Origin of the sequence: Nocardioides sp. 616, assembly GCF_002930065.1 — a bacterium.
Classification (GTDB): domain Bacteria; phylum Actinomycetota; class Actinomycetes; order Propionibacteriales; family Nocardioidaceae; genus Nocardioides; species Nocardioides houyundeii.
The window spans coordinates 26797-44565 of sequence record NZ_POAG01000006.1 but is presented as its reverse complement, the minus strand read 5'-3'; the positions used below and the strand labels follow the sequence as shown (position 1 = coordinate 44565).

The 17769-nt window shown below is 66.7% G+C and carries 17 protein-coding genes; 2 read left to right on the top strand and 15 right to left on the bottom strand.

All coding sequences use genetic code 11. The features are described from left to right. The first annotated feature begins 381 nt into the window (after positions 1 to 381). Both C5H89_RS01545 and C5H89_RS01540 read left to right on the top strand, forming a co-directional pair. Positions 382 to 1935, top strand: coding sequence for an amidase family protein (locus tag C5H89_RS01545; protein WP_162799161.1), 1554 nt, complete (start codon positions 382 to 384; stop codon positions 1933 to 1935). A 32-nt stretch (positions 1936 to 1967) separates the two neighbouring features. After that, complete coding sequence (locus C5H89_RS01540; RefSeq protein WP_104105352.1) at positions 1968 to 2759, top strand: hypothetical protein; 792 nt, start codon at positions 1968 to 1970, stop codon at positions 2757 to 2759. A 72-nt stretch (positions 2760 to 2831) separates the two neighbouring features. On the opposite strand, the gene C5H89_RS01535 is transcribed toward C5H89_RS01540, so the two are convergent. The 15 genes from C5H89_RS01535 to C5H89_RS01455 form a co-directional block, all read right to left on the bottom strand. Further along, complete coding sequence (locus C5H89_RS01535) at positions 2832 to 3491, bottom strand: maleylpyruvate isomerase family mycothiol-dependent enzyme (protein WP_104105351.1); 660 nt, start codon at positions 3489 to 3491, stop codon at positions 2832 to 2834. A 466-nt stretch (positions 3492 to 3957) separates the two neighbouring features. Then, positions 3958 to 4272: a hypothetical protein gene (locus C5H89_RS01530; RefSeq protein WP_104105350.1), complete on the bottom strand. Its 315-nt coding sequence runs from the start codon at positions 4270 to 4272 to the stop codon at positions 3958 to 3960. 1206 nt (positions 4273 to 5478) lie between these two features. Beyond that, positions 5479 to 6114, bottom strand: a complete 636-nt coding sequence (locus C5H89_RS18660) for a HEAT repeat domain-containing protein (RefSeq protein ID WP_162799159.1) — start codon at positions 6112 to 6114, stop codon at positions 5479 to 5481. A 26-nt stretch (positions 6115 to 6140) separates the two neighbouring features. Then, positions 6141 to 6647, bottom strand: a complete 507-nt coding sequence (locus tag C5H89_RS01505) for a putative toxin (RefSeq protein WP_162799158.1) — start codon at positions 6645 to 6647, stop codon at positions 6141 to 6143. A gap of 51 nt (positions 6648 to 6698) precedes the next feature. Next, positions 6699 to 6932 (bottom strand): hypothetical protein, encoded by a 234-nt coding sequence (locus tag C5H89_RS01500; RefSeq protein ID WP_104105344.1) that lies wholly within the window; start codon positions 6930 to 6932, stop codon positions 6699 to 6701. Between the two features lie 172 nt (positions 6933 to 7104). Further along, positions 7105 to 7626, bottom strand: coding sequence for a hypothetical protein (locus tag C5H89_RS18775; RefSeq protein ID WP_162799157.1), 522 nt, complete (start codon positions 7624 to 7626; stop codon positions 7105 to 7107). A 4-nt stretch (positions 7627 to 7630) separates the two neighbouring features. After that, entirely contained in the window at positions 7631 to 7978 is a 348-nt protein-coding gene (locus C5H89_RS01490) for a hypothetical protein (RefSeq protein WP_104105342.1), read from the bottom strand. A gap of 117 nt (positions 7979 to 8095) precedes the next feature. Continuing rightward, a complete protein-coding gene (locus tag C5H89_RS18770) occupies positions 8096 to 8575 on the bottom strand; it encodes a hypothetical protein (protein WP_162799156.1) in 480 nt (159 codons plus the stop codon). Next, positions 8572 to 9105, bottom strand: coding sequence for a hypothetical protein (locus C5H89_RS01485; RefSeq protein ID WP_162799155.1), 534 nt, complete (start codon positions 9103 to 9105; stop codon positions 8572 to 8574). Before C5H89_RS01485 ends, C5H89_RS18770 begins: the two co-directional genes overlap by 4 nt. A 623-nt stretch (positions 9106 to 9728) precedes the next feature. Continuing rightward, on the bottom strand, positions 9729 to 10070 hold the full coding sequence (locus tag C5H89_RS01480; protein WP_162799154.1) for a hypothetical protein: 342 nt from the start codon (positions 10068 to 10070) through the stop codon (positions 9729 to 9731). A gap of 8 nt (positions 10071 to 10078) precedes the next feature. Further along, complete coding sequence (locus C5H89_RS18765) at positions 10079 to 10750, bottom strand: hypothetical protein (RefSeq protein ID WP_162799153.1); 672 nt, start codon at positions 10748 to 10750, stop codon at positions 10079 to 10081. A 26-nt stretch (positions 10751 to 10776) separates the two neighbouring features. Continuing rightward, positions 10777 to 11064 (bottom strand): hypothetical protein, encoded by a 288-nt coding sequence (locus C5H89_RS01470; RefSeq protein WP_104105338.1) that lies wholly within the window; start codon positions 11062 to 11064, stop codon positions 10777 to 10779. Continuing rightward, positions 11064 to 11780 carry a hypothetical protein gene (locus tag C5H89_RS01465; protein ID WP_104105337.1) on the bottom strand — a complete coding sequence of 239 codons (717 nt, stop codon included), beginning with the start codon at positions 11778 to 11780 and terminating at the stop codon, positions 11064 to 11066. The genes C5H89_RS01470 and C5H89_RS01465 overlap by 1 nt, the downstream gene beginning before the upstream one ends. Beyond that, positions 11777 to 12163: a hypothetical protein gene (locus C5H89_RS01460; RefSeq protein ID WP_162799152.1), complete on the bottom strand. Its 387-nt coding sequence runs from the start codon at positions 12161 to 12163 to the stop codon at positions 11777 to 11779. Before C5H89_RS01460 ends, C5H89_RS01465 begins: the two co-directional genes overlap by 4 nt. Continuing rightward, the gene (locus C5H89_RS01455; RefSeq protein WP_162799151.1) at positions 12160 to 17736 is read right to left on the bottom strand and encodes an RHS repeat protein; all 5577 of its coding nucleotides are present in this window, start codon (positions 17734 to 17736) and stop codon (positions 12160 to 12162) included. Before C5H89_RS01455 ends, C5H89_RS01460 begins: the two co-directional genes overlap by 4 nt. Between the last annotated feature and the right edge of the window lie 33 nt (positions 17737 to 17769).

The following is a 17769-nucleotide window of genomic DNA, read 5'->3' as shown; positions in this document are numbered from 1 at the left end:
CGCCCTGATCGGCGCGCACGGCGGCCGCGGCCGTGACTGCCCGTGCTCCCCAACCGCGTTGGGTGCCCTCGTGCCGCTCATCCCTGTCCCCCGGTTCTGGCTCGGCGCCCAGCGCCCTCACGAGTGTGACGCATCGGCACGCACGAAAGTCAGACGATCTGCAGACTGAGCTGTGCGGTCTGGGGACTTGCCCCCGGGCAACGTCACCGACCAGCAACCGACCGCGGGTCTCGAGGTGCATCGGTTACGGAGCCTCGCTGGGCAACACACCTGCAACACGAACGTCATGCGCACCTCACCAGCCAGGGGCCTCGCCGGGGCACAGTGAGCGGTTCCAGCTCTCGGCGGCGGCCGGGAGCGTGCCGCTCGAGGAGATTCCGCGTGCTGTCTCGGACACGACTGATCAATGCCGTGGTGGTCACGGCCACTGCCGCCCTCGTCGCAGCTCCGACCGTGGGCTCGGCCCACGGTCAGCGCGCCAAGCCGTTCGTCCTCGAGGAGGCGACCGTCGCCTCCATCCACCAGGCGTTCAGGTCGGGCACCCTGACGTGCTCCCAGCTCGTCGACGGCTACCTGACACGGATCCAGGCGTACGAGAACCAAGGGCCCGCAATCAACTCGCTCATCACGGTGGCGGTGGACGCCAAGGCGCAGGCACGGGCCCTCGACGCCACGTACCGCAAGTCCAGGGGCAGGGTGGGACCGCTGCACTGCATCCCGGTGATCCTCAAGGACAACATCGACACCAAGGACATGCCGACCACGGCGGGGTCCAAGACCCTCCTCTCCCCCTTACCAGCCCGGGACTCGACGATCGCGCGCAAGTTCCGCGAGGACGGTGCCCTCATCCTGGGCAAGGGCAACCTGGACGAGTGGGCGCACGGAGGGCGAGCCGGCTACAGCTCAGCCGGAGGACAGACGCTCAACCCGTACGACTTGTCCCGCTCCCCCTCCGGGTCATCCGGCGGGCCGGCGGCTGCGATCGCGGCCAACTTCGCCGTGCTCTCGATCGGCAGCGACACCTTGGGCTCGATCAGGGGACCGGTCAACGCCGAGTCGCTCGCGGGGGTGCGTCCCACGATGGGACTGGTCAGTCGCGCGGGCATCGTGCCGTTCTCCTCCACCTTCGACGCGGCAGGTCCGATGACCCGCACCGTCACCGACAGCGCGCTCGTGCTCAACACCCTGGCCGGCTACGACCCCGGTGACCCGGCCACCAGGGCGAGCCGCGGGAAGATTCCCCGTGACTACACCTCGTCACTGCGCAGGAACTCCTTCCGGGGCGCACGCATCGGCGTCCTCCGCAACTACGTCACTGAGGCCACCGATCCCATGATGGACGCGGCCGTACAGACCATGCGTCGCCTGGGCGCCACGGTGGTCGACGATCTCGAGGTGCCGACCGACGCCCTCGCGTTGCGTGCCAGTTCCTACGCGCTCATCTCCGAGACCGAGTTCAGGACCGAGTTGGGCGAGTATCTGACGGCGTTCCGACCCGGAGCCTCCGTCACCTCCCACCAGGAGGTCTACGAGGCCAGCGCCCAGCCGGGGTTCGGGATGGCTCCGGAGGTCCTCACCCGCCTCGCGAGCGAGACCCAGCGTGGCGGCAAGGACGACCCGGAGTACGTGAAGGCCGCCGCGGAGGCCCCGGCTCAGATGCGGGAGGCGCTCGACGAGCTCCTTCACGAGAACGACCTCGACGCGCTGGTCCGTCCGACCGCCGGGGGCAGCGACCTGTCCGCGTTCTCCGGCTACCCGGACGTGCTGGTCCAGGGGGGCATCGCGACCGACGGGACGTCAGCGGGCCTGGCGTTCCTCGCCGGAGCATTCACCGAGCCGCGGCTGCTGGGCTACGCCTACGCCTACGAGCAGGAGGTCGACGCCCGCCTGCTTCCCGCTCACACGCCGCCGATCCCCACCGACTGGTGGCGCTGAGTCCGTACCCCAGGTGCACCTGGGGTGCTCGCGTGACCTCGACCCACCCCCTTCCGCACGCGCAGTACCTCCAGCTGCTCGACCTCCACGAGCGCGCCGCACTGGACGCCCTGGGGGCGCTGGAGCCCAGGGCCTCCGTGCCGCCGCACGGTGCGGAGGCGCTCGGCTACGCCCTGGAGCACCTGGCGACGCTGCAGGTCTGGGCGTGGCTCCTCGCCCACCCCGAGACCGACTGGCGCGCCTACGAAGGGGGCCCGCCGCCGACGGCGTACGGCGACGTGCTGGCCTCGATCGAACGGCAGCGGGACCAGGTGCTGCGGCTGCTCGTGGACTCCGGGCCAGACTTGGAGCTCGACTACTTCGGCCGGCCGGGTACCTCCCACGACGTGGCGCGCCTGCTGGCCCACGAGGCGATCAGCGTGGCCTGCGCGACCAACGAAGCTCGCGGCACTGCCGCGCCGCCCCTGCAACCAGACGTAGCGTCGGACTGCGTCGACCGGGCCCTGGCGCACTGGAGCGAGCCCGGCGCCGACGTCGTCTGGCACCCCGCGCCCGCTCAGCTCGTGGCCGCAGACACCGGACGGTCGTGGTGGGTGCGGTTCAGCGAGGACCGCCAGGGGGGCGGCGGGGCCATCGCCCCCGGCTCGCCAGGACCCCCGGCGCTCACGCTGGCCGATGACTCCGGCCCGCTGCTGCGGTGGCTCGAGGGGTACCGCGGCACCAACCCCCAGATCAAGGGCGACGAGGCCACCCTCCGGGGCCTGCGAGTGGCCCTCGGGCATCGGGTCGAACCGGCACCCAGCCGTCCGTGGTGGCGACGCTAGGAGCAGCATCGCCGGCGTACGCCGTCACAGGTCGCGATCAGTGCCGGCGGTCCGAGGGCCGCAGCCTGGCGATCACCCTGAGATCCTGCCGGACAGGGTGGGCAGCCCTGCACCGGTCAGGTCGGCGAGCGCAGCGGAGCGCCCGGAGAGCGCCATCGCGATCGCCTCGCTGCTGCCGCGCACCTCTGCTCCCTGCCCGTGGGTCCACTCCTGGTCGGTGGTCAGGAAGCGGAGTCCGGCCAGCCGGTCGGGCGGCACCAGTCCTCGCCGGGCGGGCTTGGAGACCAGGAAGTCCAGCGCGAGTCGCCAGGACGCCGGCTCCGGGTTGACGTCGAGACCGAGGGGTCGGGCGGCGTCACGCATGTGGATGCAGGTGTCCGTCATCGGGCCGAGCGCGCCGACGACCGGCGGCTTGAGTCGGCTGCCCGCCCTGCTGCGCAGCTGCTCGACGAGCTCCTCGGTCGGACGCTGGGCCGCCTCGCGGGCCGTCTCGTCGACCATCCGGTCCAGGTCGAGCCGGTACTTCCACAGGGAGCGGAGCAGGAAGCCGACGGTGAACCCGCCCTCGGGAGGCACCAGGTGGGCGGCGACCTCCCGGACGGTCCACCCCGCGCACAGGCTCGGCGTACGCCACTGCTCGGCGTCCAGGCGGGCGAACATCTCGGCCGCAAGAAGTCGGTTGGCCGTGGCGAAGCGGCAGACCTGTTCGTCGTCGGGACCAGCCGCACTCATGGCTGTCAGCGTATCGAGCGACAGCGGAATGGGAAGCGGGCGGCACACGGCAACCCGGGCAGCTACGTCGACGCTGCCCTAGACTCCTCGCCAAGGCCGGAAGCTCATGGAACGACAGTCGGGTTATCCCGATGTTCACTCCGATGGGAATCCCGACCCCCCGCCTCCGTGAGGGGTCCGAAATCCAGTTTGACCAGCATGTTCTCGTGACTTCTGGGCCTACGGGTTCCCACCCGGGAACGCGTTCGAGGACCAGGCGGAACGCGACTGGCTACCGAGTGCCAAGGCAACGGGAGAGGGCCCGCTGTGTCCCCACCACTATCCCTCCCACTCGGAGCAGGCAGGTGCGCGGACGTTTCCCTTGGTGCGGAGCACCAGGAGGGGAACGGTCACATCGTCGCGATCGCTGGCGCCATCGCGCCGAGCCACGGCGCGAGGATGCCCACGACGAACACGAGCAGACGACTCATGACGAGTCTTCCTCGAGCCGGCGATAGACCCATTCCTCATCCGAGGCGAGCTCACGAGGGGAGCCGATTGGAACAGTAACTGCCTTGAATCGCACATCAACGGGAGGCAGGAAGTCGGCCACCACGTAAGCCTCAACCTCAGCCACGATCATCCGCTCTTCTTCGCTGACTGCCTCGTACATGAACCTGGCCTCAATAAGTGGAAACACGGGGCTTACGGCAACCGCCCGTAGTGAGGGCGTGACCATGTCCCAGAGAGCGCGCTGAAAGGACAGCAGCACCTCGGTGCGGAAGTTGTCGGGGTCAGTCATTACGGCCTCGGCCTCCCTGGGATAATGTGGACGCTTCCATTGGCGCGGTAATGAAGGATGCCAACTGACGTTGGGCTGCTGCTCGTGCCGTCTTTGGAGATCCAAGTGCCGATTCCGTCGCCGAAGTCGATGCGCTCCTTGAATCCGGCCTGTCCCCTGGGAATACTTCCGAGTGGCGTGCCGGTGCCGGCTCTCTGGATCAGAGATTCCGGGTTGGCTGTCAGTTTACTCCTTCCCGGGCTGTAGTTGGGATGTCCCGGGAAGTGCTTTGACTGCTGCCCCCTGTGCACCGTCGGGACACCATCACGCTAGGGCCTGCCGGTGCCCGGACACCCTGGTCTGCTCACCAGTCGGGCATGTGAGGCATCGCCGCCGACCCACAGCTCGTCCCGCCAAGTCCGTGCCTCCTCTAGACTGCTCGCCAAGGATCGGCAACACCGGAATTACAGTCGGGTTATCCCGATGTTTATCCCGATGTAACCCCCGACCCCCCGCCTCCGTGAGGGGTCCGAAATCCAGTTTGACCAGCATGTTCTCGTGACTTCTGGCCCTGCGGGTTGCCACGCGGGAACGCGTTCGAGCACAACCCGGAACGCGCCTGGCCACCGAGTTGCGTCAACACACTCAGCGACGGTGACGCCTCCGGCAGCAGCTCAACCGCGCCGGATGCTCACGCTCTGGCGGCCATCACCCAGTCGATCGGACCACCACCCCAGACGCACGCACGCACCCGGGCAGTGCCACAGGTTCTGCCCGGCGTCACCACCAGCGACGGCGCGTCGTCGTCGCGGAACGGGCACGCACCCAGGAAGTCCTGGCCCTGCCGCCGCAGTACGGCCCCGGCTCTTCGTGCCTTATTTGCAACTCTCGCGTGGGAGGGGGACGCGGTCGGCGTGGAGGTCCTCGCCTGCGGCCCTGAGTCGAGGAATCGGGCGTAGCGCCCCGATTTTGGCGAGACTTGCTCGCACGTCTAGGACAGCGGCCTCTCGGGCGCTGTTCACGTCCTGCCCGATCCTGATGACGGTACCGCTCCGCAGCGACCGTGACGGGACGCTTGGAAGATCCGTGCCCACTGGGGTCGTCAGGTAGGTCATCCATCCGACCACCGGCTCTCGGGGTGCGGCGCCCTGCGCGTTGCGCAAGGCATCGGACGTCCAAGTGGCCCAGTCGGGCTCCCATGCCTCGACGACAGCCTCGAAGATGGCCTCAGCGACCCCCGGCTCGTACAGCCGCAGCGCTTCGGACTCCGGCGGTGGGAAATCGAGGACCAGGCTGTTCAGAACCCCCTGGAACGAGGGATGCGCGCCCACGGTCCCACTCAGGCCGACAGAGCATCCGCTCCAAGCCAGCGCGCGCTGCTGGCACCTTGAGTTTTCGCAGCGCCTTCACCGCGTGACCGCTGACGACCGGATCCTCGAGGAGCTCGAGGAGTACCTCGCCGGCCTCGGGCTTCTTCGATCGACCGAGTCCCAAGACGACCATCTCGCGGGCCATGCCGAAGGACTCATCCCGAGCCAACGCCACCAAGTCGTCGAACCTCGCGTCGTCCCACAGAACCTCAAGAGCGTTTCCCACAGTCCAGCGCAGGCCCATGCCGGTCTCGTCCTCGACCTGCATGAACTCCTCGATGAGCGGACCGGTGGCAGCCGGCTTGGCCCACGGCACGCTCAAGGCTCTCACGATCTCGCCCTTGACCTTGTGATCGGTCGTCGCACGCCGAAGCCCTGAGAGGACCACCGAAATCGCTTCTCGATACCTCACTCCCGACGTCCGAAGATCCGCCAACGAGCCGACCGAGTACCCCACTTCCTCTAGCTCGCGCAGGAGATCGGACTCAGACAACCCGGTCTCAGCACCTGCCATCGCCGTCACAGCCCTGGCACGTTGACGCGAGTCAGGCCGCCATACTGCTCGAGCTGCGCCAACTGACCGCGGAAGACGGTGGACGACCGCACATACAGCACAAACTCCAGATCATTCGCGACCGCGTACGAATGGAAGTCTCGAATCTGGCTGGAATACCCCAGTGACCTGACGTTCTTCACCTCGCCCAGGACAGACGAGTTCAACTCATCAGGAATCCGATAGGCAGCCCTTCCACTGGCCGACGGGATACGGGACGTGTTCTTCACGATGCCCGCCAGCGGCTCGCCCGTCTGACCACTCACCCGAACACCGTTCACGCCGGTGTTTGTGGCAACACCGGTAGCCACCGTCATTTCGAGCCCCGCGACGTCGTTTCCTAGCCGCTGACCTGCAGTTTCTTGTTGCGGGGGCTCGACGAGAACCTCGACCGCCAGGTTGTGAGCCCCGACGGGAGTTTCAGCCTTAGGGGTGGAAGCAGCCAACGGGATGGCTCCGAGCAGGACTGCCACCAGAACTGCAGCAGGCTGATCAAGTGGAGCCCGACGCGCCGCAGCGTCAGGTCATTCATCGGGGTCTCTGATGCGGTCGCGAGCGGCCTTCAGCCGTTGGAGATAGTCGCCCGCGAAAAGCGTCGGGTTTGCCGACTCCAATGCGGCCTCGAGGTCCCAGGCCGCACGCTGCTCGGCCTGATCTACGAAGGTGACCTGCGAAGTCTCGCTGATGCGATGCAGCCATTCGAAGAGAACCAGCACCTCGTCGGCTGTCAGCTCGATCGAAATCTTGGGTTCGGTCACCAGATTCTCCCTGTCGTCAGGACGTCATTGAGTTGACCGGAGCCGAGCCGGAACGCGGTGACGAAGTTGCCATCCAGATCTGACACGACGTTGAGGCCTGATGCCGGATCCAAGTAGTGCGTCGCTGGCGCGTTTCGGTAGGTGCCCACGATGCTCTGCGTACCAGCGGCGTTCATGTGTTCGTGCATCGCGGAGCTGAACTTAGCGGCGTTGGCCTTGCTGTAGTTGCCGTTGACGCCGAAATCCCAGCGTGCTTGAACTTCTTCTGGAGTTGGGTCGGACTGCGGAGCAGGACCGTGCTGACATCACCTGCGCCGTTTGCGGCAACACGCAAGCGCTGACGCGACGAGAGAGCCACGTTGGCTCGCCGAACCTGCTCCCGGGTCGTAGCCCCAGGCAGTTCAGGCTGCACGAGCAGCGTGTGGATGGTGTAGCGCTTGCTCGCCGGGTCAACGGCCGATTCCTGGCCCGTCAACGCTCCTCGCGACCAGCGGTCGGCGGCGTAGGTGGTCGCCGGACCGCGCCTGTTGGTGTTGTACGTGATCAGTGCGGCGCCATGCGGAGCATCGTAGGCGAAGACCGAACCCTGCGAAGTCGGCGGAACGACGTCGGCGGATGCGGGCGACGTCAGTGCACCGAGCAGCACGAACCAGGCGAGGACCAGTTGCAGGACAGCGCCGCAGAGTCTGATCACGCCGTTACCCTCCAGCCCGTATCAGGGTGATGGCCACCAGATCGCCGTCAAGCGATAGCAGTCCAATCCCGACGGTCCTGCCCATAGCGACCGAGAACATCTCGACCGTGCGGTCCTCACGCAGTGCGGCTACGAACGGCGCGAGCCCCTCCGTTCGGGGCCCGAGCCCCGCCTCCGCGGCAGCCAGTCGCGTCTCGTACGTCGGAAGCAGCGTCGAGGCAGCAGCAGGCTCCACAGCGATCAGTTCGGCCGAGTCTGTGGCCTCCAGCAGGTCAGCGAGTTCTTGCGCGATGGTGTCGCTGCTCGACGCGAGGATCTGGCGGAGTTCGTCAGGTTCGAGGAATCTGGTCATGTCAGCAGATCAGAGCTCCGCACACCGGTCCTCGGATCAGGATTTCCTGCTCGTAGTAGACGTCTGGCGACCACTCAAACTTGTACGGGGAGCCACCACCTCGCGGTACGCGGAGGACTACGCCATCCTCGCCAGCGAACCGCCTCGCGATAGCCGGATCACGGGTCCAGGTGTGTAAGAGCTGTCGGTGGTGTTACCGAGGTTGTGCTGCTCGGGAGTGGCCGTGCCGTTCGGATTGCGCGGATTCACCCGGCCCTTCATTGCATCGTCGTAACCAGGGTGGTTGCGTCCTACACCGCGGTACGCCCACTTCTGACCCGTGTTTGCGGCAACACCGGTAGCCACCGTGGTTACGACCCGAACCGGCTCGTTTCCTAGCCGCTGACCTGCAGCGATGCGTTCCGGCGGCCCGACGGGAACGTCGACCACAACGCTGAAAGCCCCGACGCGAGTTTCAGCCCCGGCCGTGGTTTCGGCGGACGCCGATGCGCTGCTCAGGATCGTGGCCAGGACCGCGACAAAGGAGGCAAAGACAACAAGCACCCACCAGGACAAGCCGACCTGGCGGGCGCGGCCGCGGGCAATGGCGGCGATCATCGAATCTCTCGCAAGCGTCGAAGAGCCGTGTCGGGCCAGTTGCGACCGGGGAGCCTTGAAAGGAACTCGGTCTTGCTAGTCGTGTCCACGTCGAGTCGATCGACGAGGTCAAGCATCCCGAGAAGCGTCCGCTCGTCGTCGGACGATGCCAGCGCCTTGATGCAGTTGAGGCCGACGACGATCTGTTCCCGACACCGTTGACCCAAGTCATCGTTCCCGAGTTCGAGTTCGCTCTGATCGGGCTCGCCGTATGCCAGCTCAACGAGAAGGTCAACAGCTCGTGGAAGGCCAGCGTCGGTGTAGTCGCGACCGCAGATGCGCCCGACGATCTCCTGTGCTACCCGCTCCGCAGCGCTAAAGAGCTGGCCCTGCACCACCACACGGTTGTCGAGTTCCCAATATGCCGCAGTGGCATCGTCGGCTGTGAGAGCAGTAAGCATCCGGTCAAGTGCCTCCGGCACGTATTCCGCGGATCCGGTCAAGGTGCGTAGGTCACGCCAGTCCGGATGGGCGTGGCCCTGGCCGGTCATCGTCGCCCCCATGGGCCGTCGGGATCGAAGAGGGTGCTGGGCGGAAATTGGGACTGCCCGTAGGTGCCCTGGCAGCGCGCACAGATCGGGACTTGCTCACCGGTCCTCGGCCGTATTGCTTCTGTGAAGTTGATGTCGCTTGGGTCGCCGCCGATCTGTCGCGCCACATCGTCCTCGGCGCAGCCGTCGGGTTCTTGTTGCAGCCCGCAACGGGAACTCCGTCTCGTCCGTAGCCACCCGTGACCGTCGCCTTGCTCCGTCCCACCTCGGCTGCCTTAGCATCGCGCGCGGCCCGCGCTGCGCGAAGAGCATCGTCACCGCTGTTTGCGGCAACACCGGTAGCCACCACGATCTGACGGCTCGCGAGCCCTTCTCCAAGGTGCTGACCTGCAGGAATGCCTTCCGGCGGCTCGACGAACTTGTCGAGTACGCCGTTGTGAGCCCCGACGCGAGTTTCAGCCATGCCGGCCGTGGAGGCCGAAGCTGTGGTTGCGGTAAGTGCAGCGGCGGAGACCGCGAAGATGGCAGCCAGCAGGATCAGGAGCACCCGCGAGAATGGCCAATCGCTCCGCGAACGAGCGGTCGGAATCGTCGATTGTGCTGTCGCCGGACGGCGCACCCGCTCACTCATCGTTCGGCGCGAACACGTCGAAATCGTCAAGCGCGTCTTCGGCCCGACCAGCGAGGACGGGATCCTCCAGGAAGCTCCGCACAACAGGCTCCACTTTCGAACGGTCGATCTGGCCGTGGATCCTGGCCAGATGACCGAGAGAAGTTAGGGCAGCCCCCCGGACACGGTCGTCCTCATGGTGGAGCAGGTCCAAGCACTGACCTTGGAGCCAAAGCAGGTCCGGATCCGTCAACACCAACCCGATGAGCGCCTCAGAGATCCGATCAGTGCTTCCGGACGACAGCGCATCTCCGAGGGAGCGCCTGGTAGCCGGAACTGGCTCGCGGTAGTTCATCCCGCCCATTAGAGAATGTTCCCGCGACGATCGACCATGCCGGCCTTGCGGAGGACACTCTGCATCCCGCCGGTGAGCTCACTCCACGACCGCGCATGGCCGTGGAAGACACCTTCAACAGTCTGATCAAAGATGACGAACTCATTGGCGTCCGGATCGACGCCAATCCTCCTGGGCGAGGTCGCCTTCACCTGCGTAGAGAAGTTCAGCGCCGACTGTCCGTTCGTAGGAGCGGCGTTCTTCAGGCCACGGTTCGTCGCCCCGTGATACGGGGCCCCTTCGTACCGAAGTCGCTGCGCAGCCCCGAGACTCCTCGGTCCGAAGTTTGCGGCGTCTTGCGACCGCTGAAGCGACCAACGATCCCCTCGGATCGTCCTTGCAGGCTCGACGATCGCACCGGTGGTCTTGTCGACCTGCACGAACTGAACCGTGCCGTCGTAGTCATAGGCACCACCGGCGGTGGGTCCACCTGGACGTTCTGAAGCACCACTCGACTCGGGGTCCTCGGCACTGGTGACGTTCGGGTTGTGGGCCTCGACAGGCGGGCCACGCACGGCCCTACTTGCAGTCGTTGCAGCGGACGGGGCCACGGAGTCGTAGGTGAATGTGATGACCACCGATGTGTTCGGTAGAGCACATGCTGGTGGCATCGCGCCGAGGAGAGTCGCGAAGACCGTCACGACGAGCCGAGCTATCCACGTATGCATCAGTCGTCCTCGATGTCGTCGCGATCGGACTCGATCAGCGTCCAACCCGCGAACCTGAATGCGCGCTGGAGTCGGTCAATGAGCTCCGCGCGCGACCGTTCTGACATGTCGGGGATCGTGGAAGTGTCGACGACTATGTCCGTGTAGTTCGCAAGCGGCTCGACGAACAGGCCCAACCGTCGAGCCTCGTCAACGTATTGGAGGTCGTTCCGACCCACGATTCGCACTGAGTAGCCCTGCGAGGACCGGATCCACCCCGTCCACCGCTGCCTCTTGAACTCTTCCATCAGAACGCGTCCCCATAATGCTGCAAAATCGGATTGCCCTTGAAATTCAGAATTGGTCCTTCGATGCGACCGAATACCGAGGCGCCCCCTCGGAAACCTTCGCCGATGAAGACGTGAGCGTCACCGCGCGCAGTCCCAGCGAACACCGCAGAAGAGATGTCCCACAGAGGCTTCGTTATCCGGTCGTTGATGCTCCCGCGCGGTATCCGCTGCAAGAGTTGACCGGCTCTGGTCATCTCCAGCGTCTTCGACCCGTTAGCGAGCGCGTGGGTGGTTGCTGCCTCCTTGGCCGCTCCGCTCCCTGACCAGAAGACACGGTTTCCTGTCTTTGCGGCAACACGCCAACACTGAGTCGGGCACAGACCCCCGTCGACCCGCCGAGCGGGCTCGGTTGTCGTATCCGCAGCCCGCGCGACCCGCACGAACCCGGAGGGGTCGTCGTAGGTCGTCCGGGAGAGGGTTGTGGATCGGTCCGAGCACGCCGAAACGCCGCGCGACAGGAGGTCGACGGCGTCGAAGGTGGTAGTGGTTGTGTCGGCGTAGGTCGGTGGTCCGCGCTCGGTGGTGGTGTATCCAATCGCCGTAGCGTGGTGGTGGCCTTCATAGACGTAGACGGTTACCGAATCCGGAGCGGCGGCGAGCGCGGTCGAGGCTGAGAGTGCCTGACCGAACATGGCCGCGATCAGGGCCAACAAGGTTGCAGCGAAGCGGCTCATGGCGCCGGTCCTTCGTCGGCTTGCTGCATAGCCGCGAGCGCTGCTCCGGCCGCGTCCACAACGCTGGCCCAACGCGGATCACTCATGTAGGCGCCATCAGGTGCGTCCCCGAGGTCCTGGAGCATCGGGCCGAGGACGCTGCCCAACTCAAGGAAGACCGGGACCTCGGAGTCGTGGATGACGTCCGGCACGGCGGCCTGTGGCTCTGGCAGAACCATGCAGTCGTCGTACAGGGTGTGCACGTTCAGCGTCAGGTCGTCGTAGAAATTCACGCCTTCCTCAACCTTGCCCCATCGGGTCTGCTGATGGTGCCGGTCGCTGAGCGATCGCAAGGCTGATATCACCTCCAGCCGCATGTCCGGGAATGTGACCATGCCGCTCATGGCGTGCTCCAGGACGACCACGTGAGCCAATCGGACAAGGGGATGTGCGCCTGGGGGTTCTGGCTCAATGGGCCGACGATGGGCTTGCCGTCTGGCCCGAAGATTCGGCCGCCGTTGCGGACAACTACGTGGTCAACCTGCTGCGAGGCGTAGGACGAACCGGGAATGCCTTGGTCGATCCGTACGCCGTTTCCCTTGTTGGCGGGGTCGAACCAGCGCGTGCCGACCCCCTTCGCGTTCGGTGTGCCAGGGCCCCACGAACCGGGCAAGCGGGTGCGGGCATCCACGATCTTCTGGCCCCACGGTCCGACTGAGAGCGCTCTTGGACCCGTGTTTGCGGCGGTCCCGCGCCCGAACTTAGTCATCTGCCCCGCCTTCGCGAAGCCGGCGAAGGCGGTCGCCACGGTGAAGGTGGCGGCGCCGGAGCATTCCGCGCTCCCCATCGCCTTGCACGAGTCGACGACGGCGTTGATCGTCTCCTTGGGGTTCGTGACTGCGTACTGCAGTGCATCACCGCGTGCTTCGTTGCGAGCTGCGGCCTCCTCGTGCCACGGCCCGATCAGGCTGTCGCGGCCGAGCGCGAGGGTGTCAACGGCAGTCGCCTTCGCCGCTCCGCTGAAACCGGAGGCGAAACTCTTGAGGTTGCTGCCGAACGTCTCCAGTCTGGTTGGTTCTGGTTCCTCGTCCGGGTTGACGGCGCTCTTACTTCTGCTCACTCCGGCGTCGCCGATGGGGTCGACGTAGTGACCGTCGATCTCGACGCCTCCGATGGGGTTGCCGCCGGCGAAGGCATAGCGGTTGGCGTTCCAGGGGTCAAAGCCGAGTGCCATGTCGGACAGGGCACCGTTGTAGGAGTCTCGGCTGAGGAACCGGTTGAGTCCGGGGTCGAAGTCGCGGAACCCCATGTCGTACTTGCCGGTGCCGGCATGGAGTCGCTTGCTGTTGAACTGGTAGGGGTTGACGACCTCGGCGTCCGCGACGGGGTCGCCGGTCTTGGCGTCCAGGCCGGTGGTGCCAACCTCGTCGGGGGCGCCGTAGGCCTGGTAGCGGTAGGTCGCTTCGACCTTGCCGGCGCCGTTCGCGAGCGTCTCGACGTCCCCGTGGGGGCTGTTGCCGTAGTAGAACGACTTGCCCGCCCCGCCCTCGACGGGGGTCTGGACCATGCCGAGCTTCTGACCGTCTGGCCCGTAGACGTAGGAGCGGGTGATGGCCCAGGAGTCGTCGTCGTTGCGCCGCTCCTCGACTGCGACCTGGTCGGCGAGGCCTAGGTAGACGAACCGGGTGGTCCGCGCTGGCGCGGTGCGGACCTTGGTGGTCTCCGTAGTGGTGCGGTCGAACGCGTCGTAATTGCGTGTGGTGGTGACGTCGCTGGCGCCGTTGGTGAGGAACTGCTCCTCGTTGACGAGCCTGTCGAAGCCGTCGTACTCGTAGCGCTTGGCGACAGTGCCGTCCGCGGTCGTGGCGCGAGAGGAGCGGCCCCAGGAGTCGTACTGGTGGGTCAGGGTGACCCCGGCCGAGGTCGTCGAGGTAAGCCGGTTCCGCTGGTAGGTGAAGGTGGTGGCTTTGTCCCCGATGGTCTGCTTCTCCACGTTGCCCGCGGCGTCGTAGGCGTAGCTCTCATCGGGTCCAGCGTCGGGACGACCGTCGGCTGCGTCGTCGGTCTTCGTGACCAGCTTGAGCTGGCCTGCGGGGGTGTACTTGTAGGTTGCGGTCTGCTCCAAAGTCGACCCGGCTGGGGCACCGGAGGCGGCGTCGGGAAGGCGTGAGGCGTCTTCGGAGCGCTGCCCGTCGGCGTTGTAAGCCAGCAGGTGGCGCGAGACCATGTCGCCCTCGGGTGTCTTCTCCCGGATGGACGCGGCCTCCCCGCTCTCGTAGTAGGCGTATGTGGTGACGTTGCCGTTGGGCTTGACCAGCTTGAGCCGCATGCCGCGTGCGTCGTGTTCGTACCGGGTCGTCTTGAGCGTCTGGTCCGCCGGGGACGCGCCGCTACGGACTGTTTGGATGAGGTCTCGCGGGTCCCACGTGTACTCCGTGTAGCGGGCGGCGGCCTTGTTCGTCGTGGCGCTGTCGGGGCGCTGAGCGTAGGAGGTGAGCATGTTGCCGACCAGGTCGTAGGAGTAGGTAGTCCAGCGCCTTGGAGTGGTGGCGTCCTGCCCGGCGAACTCCTCAACTCGTTGGGTGCGGCCCAGGCCGTCGCGGGTGGTCTGCCAGCGGTGGGCCAGGGTGCCGTCGACGAGGCTGCGGACCGAGGTCTGCTGGCCGTTGGCGTCGTAGGCGTACTCCACCGACCGTCCGACCTGGGTCGCGGCCATGTGCAGCCTGACCTCCCCCGCTGCGGAGAGCGGGTACTCCACGCCGGCGTCGAGGCTGATCTCCCCGAGCGCGACGTAGCCCTTCGTGCAGCTATCGGAGGTCGCGCGCAGAGTCGTGGTGCCGTCCGCGCTGGCGACCCGGTAGCCCTCCTCGGGTGCCTCGGCAGACGCGGAGTCGCACACGGCGGAGACGTCGTAGTCCCCAGCAACAGGCACCTTCACCTTGGTGGCCGTCTTCGAGTTGCTGGTGGCAGCGGCGGCACCTGCGGTGACGGTGACGGGGTCCGTGGAGGCGGCGTCCGCACGAGACTTCAGGGAACCGTCCGGGTAGTAGGCCCAGGTCATCGTGCGGTCGGCCCGGTCGTCGGTGCTCCGCACGGTCCGGCTGGTCTGCTGACCGTTGAGGTCGTAGTCGTAGCTGGTGACCAGGTTCCACGGCTCGCGAGTGCGCTTGATGTCCCCGGAGGGGAAGTAGTCGAACGTCGTCCAGTCCTGACCCTGAGTCGTGTAGGTGGGTTCGGACTGGCGCACCAGCCGCCCCACAGCGTCGTACTCCAGGAACGTGCGGGCGGGTGTGCGGTACCTGACCTCCTTGTCCGGGTCGAAAGCGCCGTGCGTCTTCACCGGCCGGTTCAGGGCGTCGTAGAAGGTCTCGGTGAACAACCCAGAAGGCTTGGTGACCTTGCGCTTGTTGCCGGCCGCGTCGTAGGTGTAGCGCGTGATCCGCTGCACCGGGGCTGTGGCTCCCGAAGGGGTGTGCGGGACTGATTCGGACGTGACCCGCCCGGCCTGATCGTAGGTGTAGGTCTTCTTGTGGCCCTCCTGGTCGACTTCGGTGGTGACCAGACCGTCCCGGTCGTACTCGGTGCGGGAGGTGTGCCCGGCCGCATTGGTGGCCGCGATGCGGCGATGGTTGAGGTCGTACTCGAACAGGCTGGTGTGGTCCGTCGCCGCACTGGCGGTCTTGTTGGGATCCAGCACGGAACGGAGGTTGCCGACGTTGTCGTAGGAGTAGGTCGTCGTGGGGCGGACGTACCTGCCGTTGGTGAGGAAGGTGTCCTGAGCGGTCAACAATTGCCCGACCCGGTCGTAGGTGTAGCGGGTCGTGTAGTCGTCGCCCGACATCCCGACTCCGAGCGGGCTCACCTCGGTGACGAGCCGACCGAGCTCGTCGTATTCGTACTCGATGATGCGCCCGGAGACGTTGTTGTCGGGGAGGGCGGTTTCGAGGACTTCGTCCATCGGGCTGTAGGTGAAGGCGGTCCGAGCGCCCGTGGGTGCGGTCTCGGCGACGACGTTGTCGTTGAGGTCGTAGCCGGTGGCGACAGTGCGGACCCGCTGGCCATCGTGCGGCGCCGTGGTTGAGGTAGGCCGACCGAACACGTCATAGGCCGCGATGGTGTCCTGGCCCAGAGCGTCAGTCACCTGCAGCACGTTGCCGCGGGCGTCGTAGACGTACCGCGTCGCTTTCCCCGCGGCGTCGGTGATGGCCTGCGGGAAGCCGTTGGGGTCGTGCGCTGCGAACGTCGTGCGGTTCCCGTTGGCGTCCTGGGTGGAAGCGAGCGTGCCATCGGCGTTGTAGGTGTGCCGTGTCGTGCCCTGCTCACCGTCGGTCACCGACGTCAGATTGCCGCGGGTGTCGTAGGCGAATCGAGATGGCCGCCCCTGTGCAGTGGTGATCGAGGCGAGCACCGTCGGCTTGCCCGGCGCCGTCTCGAGCCGGGTGTAGGTCAAGACCGTGGCCGGGCCCTCGGTGCGCACCGCCTCGGCGTCGCGTACCTGGAGCGGGTACCCGGTGGCCGGGTCGAACTGCCACCGCGACACCGCGCCGTTCGGCTCGGTCAGCGCCACCACGTTGTGGTCGGCATCCCAACCGAGCAGGGTGAGGTCCTGGGCACCGGTGGAGTACGCATTCGCGTCCTTGACGCTGGTGGTGCGGCCGAACCCGTCCATCCGGTACGTGGTGACCACGTTCGTTCCGGACACGTGATCCTCCACCCGCGCGAGCTGCGCGGTCTGGCTGGCACTGACTTCATATTCGACGTAGGTGGCGCGCTCACCGCGGTCCCTGACGGCATGCACCCAACCTGGCTGGCCCTGGTCGCTGCTGCCGTAGTCGATGGTGCTGGTGCCGTCGCGGGGGTCGGTGACAGACTGCAACTGGCCAGCGCCAGGCGTATCGCTATCTGCGTAGGCGAACTGGAACCTCTTGATTGCGGCTTCGCCTGCGAAGGCACCAGTCGTCGGGTCGAACGGCCCGCCGTCCTGGAGCGTGGTCAGGCGGCCACCCGCGTCATACCCGAAGCGCAGGGCGCGCCCCGAAAGGTCCCGCAGCCACTGCAGGCGCCCGGCTGACCATCCCAGCGTCAGCGTGGTGCGCCCCTTGGTGTCCCGGACCGCTACGAGCTTCCCGGTCGCGTCATGGGTGAAGGTCAGCGTGTTGCCGTTGCGATCCTCCACCGCGGTCGGCAGGCCAGTGGTCTGGCTGTGAAAGAACCGGGTGCCGTCAGGTCGGGTGAAGATCCACTGGCTCTCCAGCGGCCGGGTCAGGTCCCGGGTCAGCGCGAGCGGCACACCGGCGGGGCGCCGGTAGACCCACAGCGACGCGGTCGATCCCTCGCCCAAGCGGTACTCATGGGACGTTCCGTCACCGTCGACGAACCGCATCGACTGTGGCGGGGCGGCCACTCCGCTGCCAGGGACCGATAGCGCGCTTCCGAGCCGGGTCAGCGTCGAGGTCTGCACCGACCAACCCTGCCCGGTCCCGGGATTGCTGCTGTCCAGGCTGTTGTAAGCCAGCCGCACGAACGTGGACACGCCGACCGACGGGTTCTGCCAGGCGTCGTAGGACCACACCAGGTTGCCGTTGTGCAGGTTGGTCAGCGCCGCTGTGCCCCCTCCGGTCGCCTCGCCGGCGAAAGTGAAGAACTTCTCCAGGCCCAGGCCATTCGACGTCGCGCTCTCAACCACGCGTTCGGGGCACAGCAACCCTAGGGCGACCATCCCACACGCGGCGCCGGGGCGCGTCGTGGTGGCGACCGGCGGGCTCGTCTGGGACCACCACCGCGTGCCGTCCCACAGGTCCAGAAACAGGTCGTAGGTCGAGCGGACGCCCGCGACACCCTGGGGTGCCTTCACGGGCAGGGCGAGGGTCACCGACTCCCCCGAGGCGAGACCCCGACCCAGCGGCACGTAGGCCCGGCCGCTGGGTGAGACGTCCGCGGTGCCACCGACGGCCGTCCAGCGGTACGACAACTGCAACTGCGCAGGCCACGCCTGCCCCGAGCTGTTCAG